The sequence below is a fragment of the Gammaproteobacteria bacterium genome (assembly GCA_036383255.1).
Taxonomy (GTDB): domain Bacteria; phylum Pseudomonadota; class Gammaproteobacteria; order Natronospirales; family REEB76; genus DASUBN01.
Window position 1 is genome coordinate 118931 of sequence record DASVOS010000011.1, and the last position, 20649, is coordinate 139579.

Consider the following 20649-nt stretch of genomic DNA (forward strand, 5'->3'; position numbering starts at 1 on the left):
CAGTGAAGGACGATTTTCTTTAGATATTCCAATCCAGCTTCCCTTTCTGGTCGGAAGTAAAAATCAGAGATTTTGCTCCGATGGCTAGGCAAAAATGCCGAGGCGCCCGGAGCGTACTCTTAAGGTACGTGAGGACTGCCGAGGTGTTTTTAACACCGCCAGCGGACAAAAGATCGATTTTTAGCTGGACGGCGCTATCGGCGTTTTGACCTCCATCACCGCCCCACTGACGATGCTGCCCACGGTGATGCTCTCCTTGGCCGCCACGGAGCTCAGGACTCCGTCGCTCACGCGGAAGGTGAAGGAGTCGCTGCCCTTGTATCCGGCATTCGGGGTATAGCTGAAGATGCCGTGCACCGGATCCACGATGGTGGCGATGCCATGGCGCGGCCGGGAAGCGATGCTGAACGTGAGCACGGCGCCGGTGATGCCGGGGGCCGAGCCCGCCAGGGAGCCGGACACGGTGGTGCTGGTGCGGGTGCTGAACGAACCGCCGGCGGCCGTCGGCGCCTTCGATTCCGCCGCCAGCAACTGGCCTGAACTGCCGCCGGTGATCAGGCGGCCGCCCTGGGAGAGGATGGTCTGCATGTTGGGGACCAGGGGCACCGCGCCCAGGAAGCTCCAGTTCCTGGCGTCGCTGCTCACCATGACCTGGCCGTTGGTGGTATCGCCCATCACGGCGTAGTAGAAGCTGCCGTCAAAGGCTATGTCCGAGAACAAGTACCCGACTTGGGGCACTAGCTTGCCCTTCCAGTTCAGTCCGTCCGTGCTGGTGGCGACGTAAGGCTGGGTGCCCGGCGCGAAGCCCGATGCCACGAAGCGGTCCTTGAACCAATGCACACGCGTGAGCTGGGTGCCGGCGGGCGGGGTGAAGGCGACGGCGCTCCAGGCGATGCCGTCGGTGCTGGTGAGTACGTAGACGCCATCGCCGGCGCTGTTGTCCGTGACCACCACGAAGCGGCTGCCGTTATAGGCGACGCTGGTGTAATCGCTGAGGGACAGGGACGAGGTGCCCTGGAAGCTCCAGGTCTTGCCATCGGGGCTGGTATCCACCCGGCCGCTGCAGGAGGGGCCGGGCACGCAGAGCGCGCCCACCGCCACGAACTTGCCCTTGCCGAACGCGACCGAGGCGATGGTGTCCGTAGGCGGCGTGAGCATGGCGTTCCAGTACTGGGCGTTCGCGCTGGTGAAACCGGTGCCGGCATCGCCCAGCGCCACGTAGGTGCCGTGGCCGTAGGCGGTGCTGTCGATCTGCCCGCCGGTCCAGCTGTTCACCTCGTGCCAGTCCAATCCGTCGGCGCTCTCCAGGATGAGCTGCGGCCCGGATGCCGCGGGGCCCACCGCGAGGTAGCGCCCCTTCAGGAACGAGACGGAGGTGAACTTCGAGCTGGGGCCGGTGGTGCCTGAGAAGGCGCCGGACCAGGCCGCGAAATCGGGGCTTGAGTAGATGCTGAGTGGGTTGGTGCCGATGGCGACGTAGCCGGTGCCGTTCCACACGACGGGGTGATGCGTGCCCCCGATACTCTGGCTGCCGCTCGCGCCCAGGTTCCAGGTGACCCCATCGGGACTGCTGTACACGCCCGCGCTGGTGCCGTCCGAGAAGGTGAGGTAGTCCGTGCCGTTCCAGATCACGGGACCATTGAACCCCCCTTCGGCGCCGGCGGGTGCCTGCAGGGTCCAGGTGATGCCGTCCGGGCTGGTGTAGACGATGCCGCAGGCGGTGCAGCCGGCATTCAGGTCCACGCCCGTGAGCACGAAGCCGCTGCCGTCGGTGGCCAGCGACTGGATGAAGTGGAGATCGGGGATGCTGGTGGCCGCCGGGGTCCAGGTGGCGCCGGCATCGGTGCTGTAGAAGAGCACGGTGGCGGCGCTGACGTCTGTGCCCATGACCACGAAGGTGCCGCCGGCGTAGGCCGGTGACTGGAACACACCGAAGTTGGCGGCGGCCTCGATCTTGTGCTTGACCCAGGTCTTGCCGTCGGTGCTGGCCAGCGCGACGGTGCCCACGGCGAGATAGGTGCCGCCGCCGTAGCCCAGATGAGTGGCGGCCTGGCCCGCAAGCAGGGCCGGCTTGCGGGTGGACCAGGTGATGCCATCGTGGCTGAAGCTGATGTGGCTGGCGCCGGCGGCATCGCTGCCGGCGGCCAGGAACAGCCCGTTGGCATAGAGGGCATCGAAGTAGATGAAGCTCGCCGGCAGGCCGCTGCGGCGCTGGGTCCAGTTGACGGAATCGGTACTGGAGTACAGCACGCCGCCGGTGCCGGCGGCCACGTAGGTGTTGCCGTCGAAGGCCACGGCTTCGAAGAAATCGCCGCTGGGTCGCGGATTGCCCCAACCCCAGCTGAAGTGGGGTGGTGTGGGCGGCGTGGCGGCTGCCGCGGCTGCAGAGATCAGCAGGCACGCGCCTGCGCATGCGCTTGTGACGAGAACCCGAAGATCCTGCATGACCCCACTCCCCTGCTATCGCGCCCGAGATATATTGGTGCGCGGACGGATATTAGCAGCGGGGGCGCCAAAGGCACCCGTGGACGCGGGGGCATCCGTTACATCTGAATATGTCTTACCCGAGATGACATCGCCGGGGCGAGTGCGTCTATCCCGACTTCACCGCCTCGCCGGGTAGTCTGCTATCGGCCTAAGCGGCATTCCTCGCGATAGCCCAGATCACGGCGGCGCCCACTCCCAGGCACAAGGCCAAGGCCGATAGCGCGACCATGATCTTCGTGACCGGCGACCGGCGCACGGTGTTGCCATCATTCACGTATGAGAACCTGCTCCTTGGAATCATCTTGCGTCCTCCTGGTTATGCCTATCCATCCGGATCACATGTTCCTTCTGTACTCTCCGCCGACCTCATATAAGGAATGGGAGATCTGGCCGAGCGAGCTGAACTTCACCGCTTCCATCAAGGAAGCGAAGATGTTCTTCCTATCCCTCGCCGTCTGCTGCAGGGACTTCAGGCTCTCCGGACCCCGGTCGTTCCGCGCCTTCTGGTAGGTCGCCACGTTGGCGATCTGGGCCTGCTTCTCGCTCTCATTCGACCTGATGAGCTCGATGGCCGTGGTGATGTCCCCCGCGTGCTCCCGCGGCAGGAAGGTGTTCACGCCGATGAGCGGCAGGGAGCCATCGTGCTTCTTGTGCTCGTAGTAGAGGCTCTCTTCCTGGATCTTGGAGCGCTGGTACATGGTGTCCATGGCTCCCAGCACGCCGCCGCGCTCGGAGATGGCCTCGAACTCCTTGTACACCGCCTCTTCCACGATGTCCGTCAGCTGCTCCACCACGAAGCTGCCCTGCCAGGGGTTCTCGTTGAAGTTGAGCCCCAGCTCGCGGTTGATGATGAGCTGGATCGCCACCGCCCGGCGCACGCTCTCCTCCGTGGGGGTGGTGATCGCCTCGTCGTAGGCGTTGGTGTGCAGGCTGTTGCAGTTGTCGAACAGCGCGTACAGGGCCTGCAGGGTGGTGCGGATGTCGTTGAACTGGATCTCCTGGGCGTGCAGGGAGCGGCCCGAGGTCTGGATGTGGTACTTGAGCATCTGGCTGCGGGCGCTGGCGCCGTAGCGCTCGCGCATGGCCCGCGCCCAGATGCGGCGCGCCACCCGGCCGATGACGGTGTATTCCGGGTCCATGCCGTTGGAGAAGAAGAAGCTCAGGTTCGGCGCGAAGTCATCCACCTTCATGCCGCGGGCGAGGTAATACTCCACCAGGGTGAAGCCGTTGGAGAGGGTGAACGCGAGCTGGGAGATCGGGTTCGCCCCGGCTTCGGCGATGTGGTAGCCGGAGATGGACACGGAGTAGAAGTTCCGGACCTTGTTCTCCACGAAGTACTGCTGGATATCGCCCATCATGCGCAGGGCGAACTCCGTGGAGAAGATGCAGGTGTTCTGGGCCTGGTCTTCCTTGAGGATGTCCGCCTGCACGGTGCCGCGCACGGTGGAGATGGTGTGGGCCTTGATCCTGGCGTAGGTCTCCGCGTCCACCAGCTCGTCGCCGGTGACCCCCAGGAGCGCCAAGCCGAGCCCGTCGCTGTCCGGTGGCAGCTCGCCGTGGTACTTGGGCCGCTGCTTACCTTTATATATGTCCGCGATCTTCTTCTCGGCTTCCGCCCAGCGCTTGGGGTCTTCCTTGAGGTGCTTCTCCACCTGCTGGTCTATGGCGGTGTTCATGAACATGGCCAGGATCATGGGCGCCGGGCCGTTGATGGTCATGGATACGCTGGTGGTGGACGCGCAGAGGTCGAAGCCGGAGTACAGCTTCTTCATGTCGTCCAGCGTCGCGATGCTGACGCCGGAGTTGCCCACCTTGCCGTAGATGTCCGGCCGCTTGGCCGGGTCTTCGCCATAGAGCGTCACGGAGTCGAAGGCGGTGGAGAGCCGCGCGCCCTTCTGGCCGTGGCTCAGGTAATGGAAGCGCCGGTTGGTGCGCTCCGGGGTGCCCTCGCCCGCGAACATGCGGGTCGGGTCCTCGCCGGTCCTTCTATAGGGGTACACGCCGCCGGTGTAGGGGTAATGGCCCGGCAGGTTCTCCTTCATGAGGAAGCGCAGCAGCTCGGACCAGCCCATGTGCCTGGGGGCGGCGATCTTGGGGATCTTCTGGTGCGACAAGGACTCGACGTAGTTGTTGCCCTCGATCACCTTGCCGCGCACTTCATAGGTGTAGTGCTCGTCCGTGACGGACTTGAGCCTATGCGGCCACTCGCGCAGGAGGTCGAGCGCCTCGCTGGAGAGGGACTTCACCGCCTCCTGGTAGCGCTGGCGCAGGAGGATGAGAGTGGGGTCAGCTGAGGTCTGGGAAGCTGAGTTGGACTGGATTCCAGCTTTCGCTGGAATGACGGAGTCGAGGTCTTCGGCCTTATATAAGGAGAGGGCCTCGGGGAGCTTGGGGTCTGCAAGTTCCTTGAGGGATTCGTAATAGTGCTGGGCGCGGCCGGCGGCCTCTGCCTGGCGCATGATGCCGCCGTTGATGCCCCGACCCTGTTCGGCGATCTCGGCCAGGTAACGCACCCGGCTGCCGGGGATGAGCACCGTGGCGCGGGGTTCCTTGAGGCTGGTGTCGGCCTTGGGGGACCACTTGGCCTCGTCCAGCTTGAGCTTGTCCCGCAGCAGGCGGCAGAGGTTCACGAACATCCAGGTGACGCCCGGGTCGTTGAACTGGCTGGCGATGGTAGGGTACACCGGCACCTGCTCGTCCGGCATCTTGAAGGCGGTGCGGTTGCGCTTCCACTGCTTGCGCACGTCGCGCAGCGCGTCTTCCGCGCCGCGGCGGTCGAACTTGTTCAGCACCACCAGGTCCGCGTAGTCCAGCATGTCGATCTTCTCGAGCTGGCTGGCGGCGCCGTAGTCGCTGGTCATGACGTAGACCGGGAAATCCACGAGATCCACGATCTGGGAATCGGACTGGCCGATGCCGGCGGTCTCGACGATGACGAGGTCATAGCCCTGGCCGCGCAGGAAGGCCACGCAGTCGTGCAGCATCTCGTTCACGGAGGCGTTCTGGCGGCGGGTGGCCATGGAGCGCATGAACACCCGCTTGGAACGCAGCGCGTTCATGCGGATGCGGTCGCCCAGGAGCGCGCCGCCGCTGCGCCGGCGCGTGGGGTCCACCGCCAGCACGGCGATGCGCATCTCCGGGAACGCGCCCAGGAAGCGTAGGAGCAGCTCGTCCACCACGGAGGACTTGCCGGCGCCGCCGGTGCCGGTGAGGCCGATCACCGGCGTCTTCTTGCCGGCCATCTCCCATTCCTTGCGCAGCTTGGCGAGCTCCGCCTCGGACAGGGCGCCTTCTTCTATGGAAGAGAGCATCTTGCCGATGGAGATCTCGTCGTCCAGCGCCACCTTGGCGGGCTTCTCGGTGCCGCGGCGGTGCTCGGTGGTGCGCTTGACCACGTCCTGGATCATCTCCACCAGGCCCATGTGCATGCCGTCGTTCGGGTGGTAGATGCGCTCCACGCCGTAGGCGTGCAGCTCGCTGATCTCCTCCGGCGTGATGGTGCCGCCGCCGCCGCCGAACACGCGGATGTGGCCCGCGCCCCGCTCCTTGAGCATGTCCACCATGTACTTGAAGTACTCCATGTGGCCGCCCTGGTAGGAGCTGACGGCGATGGCGTCCGCGTCCTCCTGCAGGGCCGCCCGCACCACGTCTTCCACCGCGCGGTTGTGGCCGAGGTGGATCACCTCCGCCCCCTGGCTCTGGATCAGGCGGCGCATGATGTTGATGGCGGCGTCGTGGCCGTCGAACAGGCTGGCCGCGGTGACGAACCGCAGGGGGGTGGTCTCGGCCGCCAAACCAGCCTCGACTTTCTTGGGGTTACTGCTCATCAGGGGCCCTCTGGCACCTCCGAAAACGCGTCTTTTGTTCCCTGGCGGCGTTGCAGCCGGACCTCGGAATCCTCACGTACACCAAAAGTACGCTCCGGTTCCTCGGCCGTCCGCGCCTAGCCAGGAAACAAAATCCATCATTTTCGGGGGCGCCAAAAACATGGTCTTAGAGATACATATCTATATAAGACGGCCATTATACCGGGCAGACCTGAGACACGGTCTAAGAACAGCAGGGCACATGGATGTGCCCTGCGTCCGGCGAAGGCCGGACGGAGCCTGGTCCGGGCCTGCACCGGACCGGGCGAGTTGGAAAAGGCAGGAGGCCTTTTCCAGATCGGGATAGGTACCCCGAGCGGCAAATCTTCGCTGCCCCCTCCATAGCCGCGAGGGTATAATGCCGCCGCCCCTGGGTACCCCCGGGGGCAGTTTTTTATGGAAGCCAGGATTTTCGGGCCGCATCGGACGGTCTATATAAACGGTCCTGGCTTCGCCCGCAGCAATACGTTCAGGAGGAGTCCATGGAGATTTTCGCCACCCTCGAGAAGATGGGGCATGAGCAGGTCGTGTTCTTCCAGCATAAGGAATCCGGCCTCAAGGCCATCGTGGCCGTGCACAACACCGTGCTCGGGCCCGCCCTGGGCGGCTGCCGCATGTGGCCCTACAAGAGCGAGGACGAGGCGATCACCGACGTGTTGCGCCTCTCGCGCGGCATGACCTACAAGGCCGCGGTCTCCGGCCTGAACCTGGGCGGCGGCAAGGCCGTGATCATCGGCGACCCCTCCCAGAAATCCGAGGCGCTGTTCCGCGCCTTCGGCCGCTTCGTGCAGTCGCTCGGCGGCCGCTACATCACCGCCGAGGACGTGAACACGGCCATCGCGGACATGGACTACATCTTCATGGAGACGGACTACGTGGCCGGCGTGCACCCGGTGCACGGCGGCAGCGGCGACCCCTCGCCCTTCACCGCGTTCGGCACCATCCAGGGCATCAAGGCCTGCCTGATGAAGAAGTACGGCCACACCGACCTCGCCAAGGCGAGCTACGCGGTGCAGGGCTTGGGCCACGTGGGCTTCCACGTGGTGAAGCACCTGCGAGACGCGGGCGCGAAGGTGTTCGTGACGGACATGCACAAGGACCGCATCGAGGAGTGCGTGAAGCTCGGCGCCGAGGCGGTGAGCATGGACGACATCTACAAGGTGGATGCCAAGGTCTACGTGCCCTGCGCGCTCGGCGCCACGGTGAACGAGAAGACCATCCCGCAGTTCAAGTTCGAGATCATCGCCGGCGCGGCCAACAACCAGCTCGCCACCAACGAGTGCGGCGACATCATCCACAAGAAGGGCATCCTGTACGCGCCGGACTACGCGATCAACGCCGGCGGCCTGATGAACGTGTCCATCGAGCTGCAGGGCTACGACCGGGAGCGGGCCAACCGCATGGTCACCGGCATCTACGACATCATGGGCAACATCTTCAAGCTGGCGGACAAGGACGGCATCCCCACCTACGTGGCCGCCGACCGCACCGCGGAAGCCCGCATCGCGGCCATGGGCCAGGTGAAGCTGCCCACGGTGAACCAGCCCTACGAGCGGCACTTCTCCGGCCGCCGCAGCGCCAAGCACTGACGCCTGAAGCCCTGCCCGCGCCGTCCCTGGCGCGGGCAGGCGACGGTCAGCTCGCCGTGGCCGGTTGTACACTATCTATCTATATATAGAGATGCCCATGGATAGGATCGTGACCAACGACATCGGCGTCCGCATCAACGAGGAACTCGACCTCCTGCGCGATACCGTGCGGCGCTTCGCCGAGGCCGAGATCGCCCCGCGCGCCGCCGAGATGGACGAGACGGGCGAGTTCCCCATGGACCTGTGGCGCAAGCTCGGGGAGCTGGGGCTGCTGGGCGTGACGGTGCCCACGGAGTACGGCGGCTCAGGGCTTAGCTACCTGGCCCACGTGGTGGCGATGGAGGAGATCTCCCGCGCCTCCGCCTCCGTCGGCCTCTCCTACGCGGCCCATTCCAACCTCTGCGTGAACAACCTCTACCTCAACGCCACCGAGGAGCAGAGGAAGAAGTACCTGCCCAAGCTCTGCTCCGGCGAATGGGTCGGCGCGCTGGCCATGTCCGAGCCGGGCGCCGGTTCCGACGTGGTGGGCTCCATGAGCTGCCGCGCCGAGAAGAAGGGCGGCCACTGGGTCGCCAACGGCAGCAAGATGTGGATCACCAACGGGCCGGACGCGGACGTGGCCCTGGTGTACATGCGCACCGCCGGCAAGGACGCGGGCTCCAAGTGCATGAGCGCGTTCATCGTGGAGAAGGGCTTCAAGGGCTTCAGCAGCGCGCAGAAGCTGGACAAGCTGGGCATGCGCGGCTCCCACACCTCCGAGCTCGTGTTCCAGGACTGCGCCCTCCCCGAGGCGAACCTGCTGGGCAAGGCCAACGAGGCGGTCTATATATTGATGCGGGGCCTGGACTCCGAGCGCCTGGTGCTCTCCGGCGGGCCCATCGGCATCATGCAGGCGGCACTGGACGTGGTGCTGCCCTACGTGCGCGAGCGCAAGCAGTTCGGCCGGCCCATCGGCGAGTTCGAGATCATGCAGGCCAAGGTCGCGGACATGTTCGTGGCCCTGCAGACGGCCCGGGCGTTCACCTACCGGGTCTGCGAGCGCTTCGACAAGGGCGAGCCCTCCCGTACCGAGGCGGCCGCTTCGCTGCTGTTCAGCTCCGAGAACGCGGTGAAGGTGGCGCTGGAGGCGATCCAGAGCCTGGGCGGCAACGGCTACATCAACGAGTACCCCACCGGGCGGCTGCTGCGGGATGCCAAGCTCTACGATATTGGCGCCGGCACGAACGAGATACGTCGCATGTTGATAGGACGTGAACTGTTTCACGGTTCCTGAGCTCCGCTTCGTGGACGATACCGTCAGGGAAATCATCGTTATCGCCAAAGCGGTCATCGCCGGGGAAACCGGGCTGGCCGAGGGTTCGATGAAGCTTGGGTATCTGGGCTTCCAGCACAGTAACCTAGACCATGACCCCGATTTTCTTCCCTTCGCTGCGATCAATTCGGATATTGGCCATTTGCCCTTCGGCTCTGTCCGTGAGAATTGGACATCCGAAGCGCTCGTTAAAGCCGATTTGGAACTGCGCCAGATCGAGGAACACTACAGGCCGACGGTAATCGAAGGCTGTAAGAATCTGATACGTAAATTCGACAAATCTGGAGTTTGAAATGTCCGACCCCGTCGTCATCGTCTCCGCGCGCCGCACCGCCATCGGCTCCTTCCAGGGCCAGTTCTCCCACGTGACTTCCACGCAGCTGGGCTCCGCCGCCATCGAGGCCGCGGTGGCCGACGCGGGCGTGCAGAAGGAGCAGCTCTCCGAGCTCATCATGGGCTGCGTGCTGCCGGCGGGCTTAGGGCAAGCGCCCGCGCGCCAGGCTTCCCTCGGCGCGGGCCTGCCCAAGGGCCTGCCCTGCACCACCATCAACAAGGTGTGCGGCTCGGGCATGAAGGCGGTGATGCTGGGCCATGACCTGATCCAGGCGGGCTCCGCGAACATCGTGGTGGCGGGCGGCATGGAGAGCATGAGCAACGCCCCCTACCTCATCCCCGGCGCCCGCGCCGGCCTGCGCATGGGCCACAGCAAGCTGATCGACCACATGTTCTTCGACGGCCTGCAGAATCCCTACGACGGGGAGATGATGGGCCACTTCGGCGAGATCTGCGCGGACAAGTACAAGTTCAGCCGCGAGGAGCAGGACAAGTTCGCCATCGAGTCCGTGAAGCGCGCCCAGCTCGCGCTCGCCAACGGCCTGTTCAAGGCCGAGACGGTGCCGGTGACCGTGAAGAGCCGCAAGGGCGACTACCTCGTGGACAAGGACGAGGAACCGGTGAAGTGCGACATCAAGAAGATTCCGACGCTCAGGCCCGCGTTCAAGAAGGAAGGCGGCACCGTGACGGCGGCGACCTCCAGTTCCATCTCCGACGGCGCGGCGGCGCTGGTGCTGATGAGCGCCTCGGAGGCCAAGAAGCAGGACTCCGCGCCGCTGGCCCGCATCGTGGGCCACGCGAGCTTCGCCCATGAACCGGCGTGGTTCACCACGGCCCCCGTCAGCGCCATGAACAAGCTACTGAAGCAGGTGGGCTGGAGCGTGAAGGACGTGGACCTCTTCGAGGTGAACGAGGCCTTCGCGGTGGTGGCCATGGCCGCCATGACCGAGCTCAAGATCGATCACTCGAAGATCAACGTGCATGGCGGCGCCTGCGCGCTCGGCCACCCCATCGGCGCCTCCGGTGCGCGCATCATCGTGACGCTGATCCATGCGCTGAAGCAGCGCGGCGGGAAGCGGGGTGTGGCCTCTCTGTGCATCGGCGGCGGTGAAGCTACAGCTGTTGCTGTAGAACTTACGTAGGAGCTGCTGCGCTCGGCAGGGCGTTGTTGGGCTTCGGACTCGCAGTCGGTCATGCACACCAAGAGTGCACTCCCTCCTGCTCGCCTCGCCCGCCTAGCCCTGCCTTCGCTCGCGACGCTCCTGCATCGTAGACGTGGTTCATCTCCCATCGGATGCGACTAGTGCGAAGCTTGTGACGCTCCGGCGAAACAGAGATACAGTGGTAAAGATACTTGCACTCTCCGGAAGCATCCGGAAAGACTCCACCAACTCCGCGCTCCTGCGCGCCGCCCTCGAGGCGGCGCCGCAGGGCGTGGCGCTCTCGCTCTATACCGGCATGGGCGCCCTGCCCATCTTCAGCCCCGATCTCGCGGAGCAGCCGCCTGCCACCGTGACGAAGCTGCGTGAGTCGCTCGTGGCCTGCGACGGCCTGCTCATCTCCGCGCCCGAGTACGCCCATGGCGTGCCCGGCGGGCTCAAGAACCTGCTGGACTGGGTGGTGGGCTGGGGCGAGATGGCGGAGACGCCGGTGGCGCTCTGGCATGCCTCCGTGTACGGCGAGCATGCCAAGGCTTCCCTGGCCGAGATCCTCAAGACGATGTCGATGCGGCTGGTGCCGGAGGCGTCTTTGACCCTGCACCTGCGCGGCAAGAAGCCTGCAGAGATGGCGCCTATCCTGACAGATGCCTCGAACCTGAAAACGCTACACGACGCCTTGGCGATGTTTGCCGGATCCATACGCGCAAGACCCAGGCCTGTGATTTCCTGAGAAGCGAAGATTCCGGGTGACTACGTCACCTGCCCCGCTACGCTCCTGCTACGCGGGCGGCACAGCCCGGGCTTTCCCTGCCCGGTCGTTCGCAGCTTCGCTGCTCACCCGGATCCATTAGGGTGAGACCGAGGCCCGTCATCTCCTGAGCAGGGCAAAGAAGCTATACTGCCCCGGGGACTTAACGGGACGGGGACCATGAAGCACATCCTGACGCTGGCCGCGCTGCTCGCCCTCTCCGGCTGTTCCACCTATGGCCCCGGCGAGGACATGTACGGCCAGCAGCTGCGGGTGAAGACCCTGCCGGTGCTGGAGGCGATGCACTCTTACATGGACGACACCGCCCGCGTGCCCCCCAACCTGAGGGTGCTGGTGCCCAAGTACCTGGACGCGCTCCCCACCGAACCCGTGGTGGTCTACGACTTCAAGACCAGCACCCTGTACTTCCAGTACCAGCAGAAAGACCACAACGGTTCCACCGTGACCTGCCACGCCCTGGTGGGTCAGCTGCAGTGGGTGTGCATCTAGCCCCTGAGCGGGCAAATCCCCCGGCGAGCCTTCATAATAGGCGGACCTCAACGGGGGCTGACATGCCGATCCTGAAGTCGAACCTGGACCGGAACTCCAAGGAATTCCTAGCCAACCGCGGGCACATGCAGAAGCTCGTGGAGGACCTGCGCAGCCAGCAGGCCACGGCGGCCCTGGGCGGCGACGAGAAGGCCCGCAAGAAGCACATCGACCGCGGCAAGCTGCTGCCCCGCGAGCGCATCGAGGCGCTCTTGGACCGGGGCTCGCCGTTCCTGGAGCTCTCCCCGCTCGCGGCGCACGGCATGTACGAGGGCGACGCGCCCTGCGCCGGCATCGTGACGGGCGTGGGCCGGGTGCACGGCCGCGAGGTGCTGGTGGTAGCCAACGACGCCACCGTGAAGGGCGGCACCTATTACCCCATCACCGTGAAGAAACACCTGCGCGCGCAGGAAGTGGCGCTGGAGAACCGGCTGCCCTGCGTGTACCTGGTGGATTCCGGCGGCGCCTTCCTGCCGCTGCAGGACGAGGTGTTCCCGGACAAGGAGCACTTCGGCCGCATCTTCTACAACCAGGCGCGGCTCTCCCGCGAGCGCATCCCGCAGATCGCGGTGGTGATGGGTTCCTGCACCGCCGGCGGCGCCTACGTGCCGGCCATGTGCGACGAGGCGATCATCGTGCGCAACCAGGGCACCATCTTCCTGGGCGGCCCGCCGCTGGTGAAGGCCGCCACCGGCGAGGTGGTGGACGCGGAGACGCTGGGCGGCGGCGAGGTGCATTCCAAGGTGTCCGGCGTGACGGACCACCTGGCGGACGATGACGCCCACGCGCTGCAGATGGCGCGGGACATCCTGGGCCATATGAACTACCAGCGGCCCGGCTGGCTCACGCAGCGGGAGAGCGCGGAGCCCCGTTACCCCGTGGATGAACTCTATGGCGTGGTGCCGCAGGAGACGCGCTTCCCCTACGACGTGCACGAGGTCATCGCGCGCCTCGTCGACGGCTCGGAGTTCCAGGAGTTCAAGGCCGAGTATGGCAAGACCCTGGTGACGGGCTTCGCGCACCTCTACGGCAAGCCGGTGGGCATCATCGCCAACAACGGCATCCTGTTCTCGGAGTCCGCGCAGAAGGGCGCGCACTTCATCGAGCTCTGCGAGCAGCGGCGCCTGCCGCTGGTGTTCCTGCAGAACATCACCGGCTTCATGGTGGGCAAGAAGTACGAGCACGGCGGCATCGCCAAGGACGGCGCCAAGATGGTGACGGCCGTGGCCTGCGCCACGGTGCCTAAGTTCACGGTGGTGATCGGCGGCAGCTTCGGCGCCGGTAACTACGCCATGTGCGGCCGGGCCTACGGCGCGCGCTTCCTGTGGATGTGGCCGAACGCGCGCATCTCGGTGATGGGCGGCGAGCAGGCGGCCTCTGTGCTCGCCACGGTGAAGCGCGACGGCATCGAGCTCAAGGGCGGCAAGTGGAGCAAGGACGAGGAGGAGGCCTTCAAGGCGCCGATCCGCTCCCAGTACGAGACCCAGGGCCATCCCTACTACGCCACCGCCCGCCTCTGGGACGACGGCATCATCGACCCGGCCGACACCCGCCGGGTGCTGGGGCTGGCGCTCGCCACCGCCGAGAATGCGCCTTTAGAACAAGGTGGCAGGTTCGGTGTGTTCAGGATGTAGGGCTTGGTCTTTTCCGCGATAACTTCGTTGCAGGATTTTCTCGGATGCTCATTTACTACAATGTAAACTCCGCTCCTCGAAAATCCTGCGCCTCGTTCTCGCGAAAAATCCCGGCGCCCTATGGGGTAGAAAAATGAGCGAAACAGTACTTCTTCACACCGATCCCCACGGCGTCGCCACGCTGACGCTGAATCGCGCCGACAAGCACAACGCCTTCGATGACGCCATCATCGCGGAGCTCACGGCGAAGCTGAAACAGGTGGATGCGGACGATTCCGTGCGGGTGGTGGTGCTCACCGGCGCGGGCCGCAGCTTCTCCGCCGGCGGGGACTTGAACTGGATGCGTTCCATGGCCTCCTTCAGCGAGAAGGAGAACGTGGAAGACGCCCTGAAGCTCGCGGAGCTGATGGAGACGCTGGATACGCTCAGGAAGCCCACCATCGCCCGCGTGAACGGCCCCGCCTACGGCGGCGGCGTGGGCCTGGTGGCCTGCTGCGACGTGGCCATCGCCGTGGAGAGCGCGAAGTTCGCCCTTACGGAGGTGCGCCTGGGCCTCATCCCCGCGGTGATCTCGCCCTACGTGATCGCCGCCATCGGCCCGCGCCAGGCGCGCCGCTACTTTCTGAGCGCCGAGCCCATCGAGGCGAAGCTGGCCTGCCAGATCGGCCTGGTGCACGAGGTGGTGACCGCGGACATCCTGGACGAGACGGTGAACATGGTGGCGGGCAACCTGCTGAAGGGCGGCCCCAAGGCGCTGCTGGCCGCCAAACGCTTCATCGCCGAGCAATCGCCTGCGGACCGCAAGGCCATCAAGAAACACAGCGCCCAGCTCATCGCCGAGCTGCGCGCCTCGAGAGAAGGCCAGGAAGGACTATCTGCCTTCCTGGAGAAACGTCCGCCCGATTGGATCAAATAACCTGATGTTCAAGAAAGTCCTCATCGCCAACCGCGGCGAGATCGCCTGCCGCGTGATGCGCACTTGCAAGCGGCTCGGCATCAAGACCGTGGCCGTGTACTCCGATCCGGACCGCCACGCCCTGCACGTGCAGATGGCGGACGAGGCGGTGCACATCGGTCCGGCCAAGGCGGCGGACTCCTATCTCAACTGGCAGCGCATCCTGCAGGCTGCCAAGGAAACCGGCGCCGACGCGGTGCATCCCGGCTACGGCTTCCTCTCGGAGAACACGGACTTCTCCGCCGAGTGCAAGAAGGCCGGCATCGTGTTCATCGGCCCCGGCCCGGAAGCCATCGACCTCATGGGCTCCAAGAGCGCCGCCAAGTCGCTCATGGAGAAGGCGGGCGTGCCGGTGACGCCCGGCTACCACGGCGACGACCAGGAACCGGCGAAGCTCGAGGCCGAGGCCAGCCGCATCGGCTATCCGCTGCTCATCAAGGCGGTGGCGGGCGGCGGCGGCAAGGGCATGCGCATCGTGCGCGCCGCAGGCGAGTTCAAGGAAGCGCTGGCGGGCGCGCAGCGCGAGGCCAAGGGCGCCTTCGGCGACGACCACGTGCTGCTGGAGAAGTACCTGGAGGGCCCGCGCCACATCGAGTTCCAGGTGTTCGGCGATTCCCACGGCAACGTGGTGCACCTCTTCGAGCGGGAGTGCTCGCTGCAGCGCCGCTTCCAGAAGGTGCTGGAGGAGACGCCCTCCCCGTTCCTGGACGAGGCCATGCGCCGGAAGATGGGCGAGGCGGCGGTGGCCGCCGCCAAGGCTGTGAAGTACGTGAACGCTGGCACCATCGAGTTCATCGTGGGCGCCGACAAGAGCTTCTACTTCATGGAGATGAACACGCGCCTGCAGGTGGAGCACCCCATCACCGAGGAGACCACGGGCGTGGACCTGGTGGAGTGGCAGCTCCTCGTGGCGGCGGGCGGCAAGCTGCCGCTCAGCCAGAAGGACATCACGCCGCGAGGCCACGCCATCGAGGTGCGGCTCTACGCGGAGAACCCGGACAAGAACTTCCTGCCGGCGCCGGGCCGCATCGAGGCTTTCTGCCAGCCTGACGGCGCGCGGGTGGACACGGGCGTGCGCAGCGGCGACGACATCAGCCCCTTCTACGACCCCATGATCGCCAAGGTCATCGTGAAGGGCGCAGACCGGGCTGATGCCATCGGACGCCTGAACGCGGCGCTGGCGGAGACGGCCGTGTTCGGCCTCACCAACAACCTGCCGCTGCTGCGCGGCATCGCGCGGCATCCGGAGTTCGCCAAGGGTTCCGTGGACACGGGCTTCATCGAGCGCGAGCTCAAGACGCTGCTGACGCGGCCCAAGCTCACACCTGCCGTGCTGTCGGCGGTGATCTCGGATCTGCTCCTGCCCGACCTCGACAACATGGCTTGGTCCAACGACGGTTGGCGCCTGGGCGGCTCACCAGGTGTGCGCTTCCTGGCGCGTGAGCAGGATGGCACCGAACACGCCTTGCGCGTCTTCGTGGATGGCGATGAACTGACGCTGGAGATGGATGGCAAATGCCATGCCCTCATCCCTCCCGGCGCGATCCTGATGCACTCCGGGGACGTATGGCAGGCGGAAGTAGATGGGGTCTCCTACAACTTCATGCTTACCGGCGCCCACGCGCCCAAGTCCGCCCGCGTGGCGGACGCGGCGACGCACCCCCTGAGCCCCATGCCGGGCCGGGTGGTGGCGGTGCACGTGAAGGCCGGTGATAGAGTGGAGCCGGGCCAGGCGCTGATGGTGCTGGAAGGCATGAAGATGGAATACACCGTGAAGGCTGCCGTGGCGGGCGTCATCGAGAAGGTCTTGTACGAGACCGGCGCGATGGTGGATGCGGAAGCTGTATTAGCTCATATCAAGCCAGAGTGAACATGAACCAGTCCCCCAAGTCCGTGAAGATCGTCGAGGTGGGTCCGCGGGACGGCCTGCAGAACGAGAAGGGCATCATCCCCGCCGCGGACAAGGTGAGGTTCATCGACATGCTGTCGGAGACGGGCCTCAAGACCATCGAGGCCACGAGCTTCGTGAGTCCCAAGTGGGTACCGCAGCTCGCGGATGCGGAAGAGGTCTTCAAGGGCATCCACAGAAAGCCCGGCGTCAGCTACCCGGTGCTGGTGCCCAACGACAAGGGCATGGAGAGGGCGCTGGCGGCGGGCGTGAAGGAGATCGCGGTGTTCACCGCGGCTTCGGAGAGCTTCAACCAGAAGAACATCAACGCCTCCATCGCCGAGTCCATCGAGCGCTTCAAGCCCGTGATGGCCATGGCGGCGAAGGCCGGCGTGAAGGTGCGCGGCTACGTGTCCACGGTGATCGGCTGCCCCTACGAGGGCGCCATCCGGCCGGAAGCAGTGGCACGGGTCGCGAAGGACCTGGCCGCCCTCGGCTGCTATGAGATCTCGCTGGGGGACACCATCGGCGTCGGCACGCCGGTGAAGGCGCAGGCGATGCTGAAGGCCGCGGCGGCGGAAGTGCCCATGGGCAAGCTCGCGGTGCACTTCCATGACACCTACGGCCAGGCCCTCGCCAACATCCATGCCTGCCTGGAGCTCGGCGTGGCGGTGGTGGATTCCTCCACCTCGGGGCTGGGGGGCTGCCCCTATGCGAAGGGCGCCACCGGCAACGTGGCCACGGAGGACGTGCTGTTCATGCTCACGGGCATGGGCATCGAGACCGGCGTGGACATGGCGAAGCTCTTGGCTGCAGGCAGCTTTATCAGTGGCGTGCTCAACCGTGCGCCCGAGAGCAAGCTGGGTAGGATTCCTGCTGATTCTCGTCGTAACCCATAACGATCGGCACAGCACCATCCCTGGTCTTGTGTCCAGCCCCGCCATCCCTGGCGGGCCGTGTGCAGCTACGCAGCACACCCTGTAGATAGCCGTCGGGCCCCTTGATGAGAAGGAGACTCACATGCGACTTGCCCTGATCGCCGCCGCCTTCGCCGCATTCCCTGCACTGGCCGCCGATTTCCCGCCATTGGCACCACAGCTCAAGGCCCTCGATGCCCAGGCCGGGCACTGGATCTACCACGGCACCACCACCGATTCCGCCACGGGCAAGACCGGCACCTTCACCTGGGACGAGCATTGCTCCTGGTCCTCCGACAAGTTGTTCCTAAATTGCAGCTTCGACAACGACTGGTCCGGCGAGAAGGTGCAGTCCGAGGTGGTGGACACCTGGAATGCCAAGGACCAGGCCTACTGGCACTACGAGTTCTTCGCCGTGGGCGCCTCCGGGGACAAGCCCTTCTCCTCGAAGATGACCATCCAGGGCAACACCTGGACGGAGCTCGGCGAGGACGACGACGGCGGCAAGAAGAGCTTCGACCGCATCAGCTACGTCTACACCTCAGCGACCGAAGTGAAGGTCAAGATCGAGGTGTCGCCGGATCAAAAGCGGTGGAAGGTCGTCCTCGAGGGCGCCGGCATCAAGCAGCCGGATTAGTCGCCCGCCGGTATCGCCGGCGTCACCACCACCTTGCCCTTCATGAACGGATGCAGCGTGCAGTAGTAGCTGTACGTGCCCGGCTTGGTGAAGGTGTAGGAGTAGGTGTCCCCCGTGTCCAGCCCGGGCGAGGCCGGGAAGCCCTGGTCGCTGCTGGCGACGGTGTGGGGGATCTCGTCCTTGTTGGTCCAGGTGACGGTGGTGCCCACCGGCACCGTGACCGTCTCCGCGTCGAACTTGTAGTTGAAGATGCTCACCTGCACGGTGGACGCCTTGTCCGCGGCCTGCACCGTGCCGGTGACCGATGCGGCACCGGCGACGGCCAGCATCAGGATGCTAAAGAACTGTCTCATGTCTCATTCCTTCAGATAGCGAGGCTGGTGTCGGTGACCGCCAGCGGGCCCTTGATGTTCACGTGGGTCACCTCGCGGATGCCGAGGTAGCTGCCGAGTTGGCCGGCAGGCACTTTGAGCGGACCGGGGCTCGGGGCGGCACCCGGCTGCGGCTGCGGATAGGCGGTGCCGCGGGCCGTGTAGAAGGTCATGTTGCCTTCGATCTTCTGCTGGATCTGGTGGATGTGGCCGTTCAGCACCGTCACCGAGCCGAAGCGGCGCAGGTAGGAGTAGAGCCGCGGCGCGTCGGAGGTGCCCCAGCCCCAGGGCTCGTACACCGTCCACAGCGGGATGTGGGCGAACACCAGGATGGGCGTGCTGGAGGAGACGCGCTCGAGGTCATCCTCCACCCACTCCAGCTGCTCGTCGCCCAGCGCCACCAGGGCGCCGTTCTGGAAGTTCAGTACGTTCACGAGGCAGATGCAGTGCATGCCGCGGTAGTCGAAGCTGTACCAGCCCTTGCCGTTCACGCCGCCGCCGAAGCGCTTGAAGAACTCCGCGCCGTTGTCGCCGATGGTGTCGTGCTCGCCCGGGGTGAAGAACCAGTTGTCGGTCTTGATGCCCTTCAGGGCCTGCTGGGCGGCATCGAACTGCTCCGGCTTGGAGAGATGCGACACATCGCCGGTGTGGATGGCGAAGGCCGGCGCGCGGCCGAGGCCGTTCACGTGGGCGATGGCGCTCTGCAGCGTGGCCAGCACGTCGGGGTTCGCTTCCTGGTGGAAGCCGACATGGGTGTCGCTGATCTGGATGAAGCTGAAGTCCGCGTCCGCCGGGGCCGCGAGGCCGTCCAGGGTCTTGGCCTGGAGCACGCCGCCCTTCATGGTCCAGAGCAGGCCGCCGCCGGCCCATGCCAGGCAGGTGAGCAGCTTGCGGCGCTCGCTGTCCTTGAGCTTCTCGTCGTGAATCTTGTCCATGCGGGTCTCCGAGAGGGGTTTCTCCTGCAAGACCCGCATACCGGCCACACTTATTCCGGCTGCCCGCGCCGGGAATAAGAAATTCCCGGGGAATAAACCACGCCACGGGTTTTTTGCCTCCGAATCAGTCGGTTATAATGACGCTCCGTCCAGCGCCTTACCCTCGCGAAATGGCAAACAAGATCCGGGTCGGCATCCTCTTCGGCGGCAAGTCGGCCGAGCACGAGATCTCGCTGCTCTCCGCCAAGAACGTCATCGACGCCCTCGACCGCTCCAAGTACGAGCCGGTGCTCATCGGCATCGACAAGTCCGGCCACTGGGTCACCAGCGAGCCTTCCAGGTTCCTGCTGAACCACACCGACCCCAAGCTCGTGGCGCTCAACAAGGCGGCCAGCAAGGACGTGGCGCTCATCCCCCAGAGCGAAGGCAGGCTCACGCCGCTGGAAGCCGGGGGCCTCGAACAGAGCGTGGACGTGGTGTTCCCCATCCTGCACGGCCCCCTGGGCGAGGACGGCGCGGTGCAGGGCCTGCTCAAGCTCGCCAACGTGCCCTTCGTGGGCGCGGGCGTGCTGGGTTCGGCCGTGGGCATGGACAAGGACGTGATGAAGCGCCTGCTGCGGGACGCCGGCATCCCGGTCTCCAAGTTCCTGGTGTTCCGCCGCGGCCAGCAGCCTGACTATGCCGCGGTGACGAAAGAACTCGGTTCGCCGGTGTTCGTGAAGCCCGCGAACCTGGGCTCCTCCGTAGGTATCAGCAAGGCGAAGGACGCCGCGGGCTTCGGGAAGGCCGTGCGCGAGGCCTTCCGCTACGACACCAAGATCGTGATCGAGGAGAACGTGCCGGGCCGCGAGATCGAGTGCGCGGTGCTCGGCAACGAGGACCCCAAGGCCTCCATCGCCGGTGAGATCATCCCCACCCACGAGTTCTACTCCTACGAGGCCAAGTACCTGGACGCCGACGGCGCCCGCCTGGAGATCCCGGCGAAGATAGATGCCCCCACGCTCAAGCGAGTGCAGGAGATGGCGGTGCGGACCTTCAAGGCCCTCAACTGCGAGGGCATGGGCCGCGTGGACTTCTTCCTGACGCAGGATGGCAAGCTCTTCGTCAACGAGATCAACACCATCCCTGGCTTCACCAAGATCAGCATGTACCCCAAGCTCTGGGAGGCCACGGGCATCGGCTACAGCGAGCTCATCAGCCGCTTGATCGGCCTCGCCATAGAGCGCTTCGAGCATGAACAGACCCTCTCATCCTCTTACGACGGTTGA

At 65.4% G+C, this 20649-nt stretch carries 16 protein-coding genes; 12 read left to right on the forward strand and 4 right to left on the reverse strand.

The window, feature by feature from the left end:
• Positions 1 to 180: 180 nt before the first annotated feature.
• Both VF651_07395 and VF651_07400 read right to left on the reverse strand, forming a co-directional pair.
• Entirely contained in the window at positions 181 to 2295 is a 2115-nt protein-coding gene (locus tag VF651_07395) for an Ig-like domain-containing protein (GenBank protein ID HEX7965527.1), read from the reverse strand.
• Positions 2296 to 2822: 527 nt separating this feature from the next.
• Positions 2823 to 6314, reverse strand: a complete 3492-nt coding sequence (locus VF651_07400; protein ID HEX7965528.1) for a methylmalonyl-CoA mutase family protein — start codon at positions 6312 to 6314, stop codon at positions 2823 to 2825.
• Between the two features lie 521 nt (positions 6315 to 6835).
• Between VF651_07400 and VF651_07405 the strand changes: the two genes are divergently transcribed.
• From VF651_07405 to VF651_07455, 11 genes are all read left to right on the forward strand, one after another.
• Complete coding sequence (locus VF651_07405) at positions 6836 to 7942, forward strand: Glu/Leu/Phe/Val dehydrogenase dimerization domain-containing protein (protein ID HEX7965529.1); 1107 nt, start codon at positions 6836 to 6838, stop codon at positions 7940 to 7942.
• Between the two features lie 121 nt (positions 7943 to 8063).
• A complete protein-coding gene (locus tag VF651_07410) occupies positions 8064 to 9215 on the forward strand; it encodes an isovaleryl-CoA dehydrogenase (GenBank protein HEX7965530.1) in 1152 nt (383 codons plus the stop codon).
• Positions 9216 to 9225: 10 nt separating this feature from the next.
• Positions 9226 to 9546, forward strand: coding sequence for a DUF2489 domain-containing protein (locus VF651_07415; GenBank protein HEX7965531.1), 321 nt, complete (start codon positions 9226 to 9228; stop codon positions 9544 to 9546).
• A gap of 1 nt (position 9547) precedes the next feature.
• Positions 9548 to 10729, forward strand: coding sequence for an acetyl-CoA C-acyltransferase (locus VF651_07420; GenBank protein HEX7965532.1), 1182 nt, complete (start codon positions 9548 to 9550; stop codon positions 10727 to 10729).
• Between the two features lie 199 nt (positions 10730 to 10928).
• Positions 10929 to 11477, forward strand: coding sequence for an NADPH-dependent FMN reductase (locus VF651_07425; GenBank protein HEX7965533.1), 549 nt, complete (start codon positions 10929 to 10931; stop codon positions 11475 to 11477).
• A gap of 198 nt (positions 11478 to 11675) precedes the next feature.
• On the forward strand, positions 11676 to 12005 hold the full coding sequence (locus VF651_07430; protein HEX7965534.1) for a hypothetical protein: 330 nt from the start codon (positions 11676 to 11678) through the stop codon (positions 12003 to 12005).
• 62 nt (positions 12006 to 12067) lie between these two features.
• Positions 12068 to 13678 (forward strand): carboxyl transferase domain-containing protein, encoded by a 1611-nt coding sequence (locus tag VF651_07435; GenBank protein HEX7965535.1) that lies wholly within the window; start codon positions 12068 to 12070, stop codon positions 13676 to 13678.
• 133 nt (positions 13679 to 13811) lie between these two features.
• Positions 13812 to 14594 carry an enoyl-CoA hydratase/isomerase family protein gene (locus VF651_07440; GenBank protein HEX7965536.1) on the forward strand — a complete coding sequence of 261 codons (783 nt, stop codon included), beginning with the start codon at positions 13812 to 13814 and terminating at the stop codon, positions 14592 to 14594.
• A gap of 4 nt (positions 14595 to 14598) precedes the next feature.
• Positions 14599 to 16503, forward strand: coding sequence for an acetyl/propionyl/methylcrotonyl-CoA carboxylase subunit alpha (locus tag VF651_07445; protein HEX7965537.1), 1905 nt, complete (start codon positions 14599 to 14601; stop codon positions 16501 to 16503).
• A 2-nt stretch (positions 16504 to 16505) separates the two neighbouring features.
• Positions 16506 to 17420 carry a hydroxymethylglutaryl-CoA lyase gene (locus VF651_07450; GenBank protein ID HEX7965538.1) on the forward strand — a complete coding sequence of 305 codons (915 nt, stop codon included), beginning with the start codon at positions 16506 to 16508 and terminating at the stop codon, positions 17418 to 17420.
• A 121-nt stretch (positions 17421 to 17541) separates the two neighbouring features.
• Entirely contained in the window at positions 17542 to 18075 is a 534-nt protein-coding gene (locus VF651_07455; GenBank protein HEX7965539.1) for a hypothetical protein, read from the forward strand.
• Here the strand turns inward: VF651_07455 and VF651_07460 are convergent.
• Together VF651_07460 and VF651_07465 are read right to left on the reverse strand one after the other, a co-directional pair.
• Complete coding sequence (locus VF651_07460) at positions 18072 to 18428, reverse strand: cupredoxin domain-containing protein (GenBank protein ID HEX7965540.1); 357 nt, start codon at positions 18426 to 18428, stop codon at positions 18072 to 18074. The two genes, VF651_07455 and VF651_07460, sit on opposite strands and share 4 nt — an antisense overlap.
• An 11-nt stretch (positions 18429 to 18439) precedes the next feature.
• Positions 18440 to 19381 carry a metallophosphoesterase gene (locus VF651_07465; GenBank protein ID HEX7965541.1) on the reverse strand — a complete coding sequence of 314 codons (942 nt, stop codon included), beginning with the start codon at positions 19379 to 19381 and terminating at the stop codon, positions 18440 to 18442.
• A 170-nt stretch (positions 19382 to 19551) separates the two neighbouring features.
• On the opposite strand from VF651_07465, the gene ddlA reads away from it, so the two are divergent.
• A complete protein-coding gene (gene ddlA / locus VF651_07470; GenBank protein ID HEX7965542.1) occupies positions 19552 to 20649 on the forward strand; it encodes a D-alanine--D-alanine ligase in 1098 nt (365 codons plus the stop codon).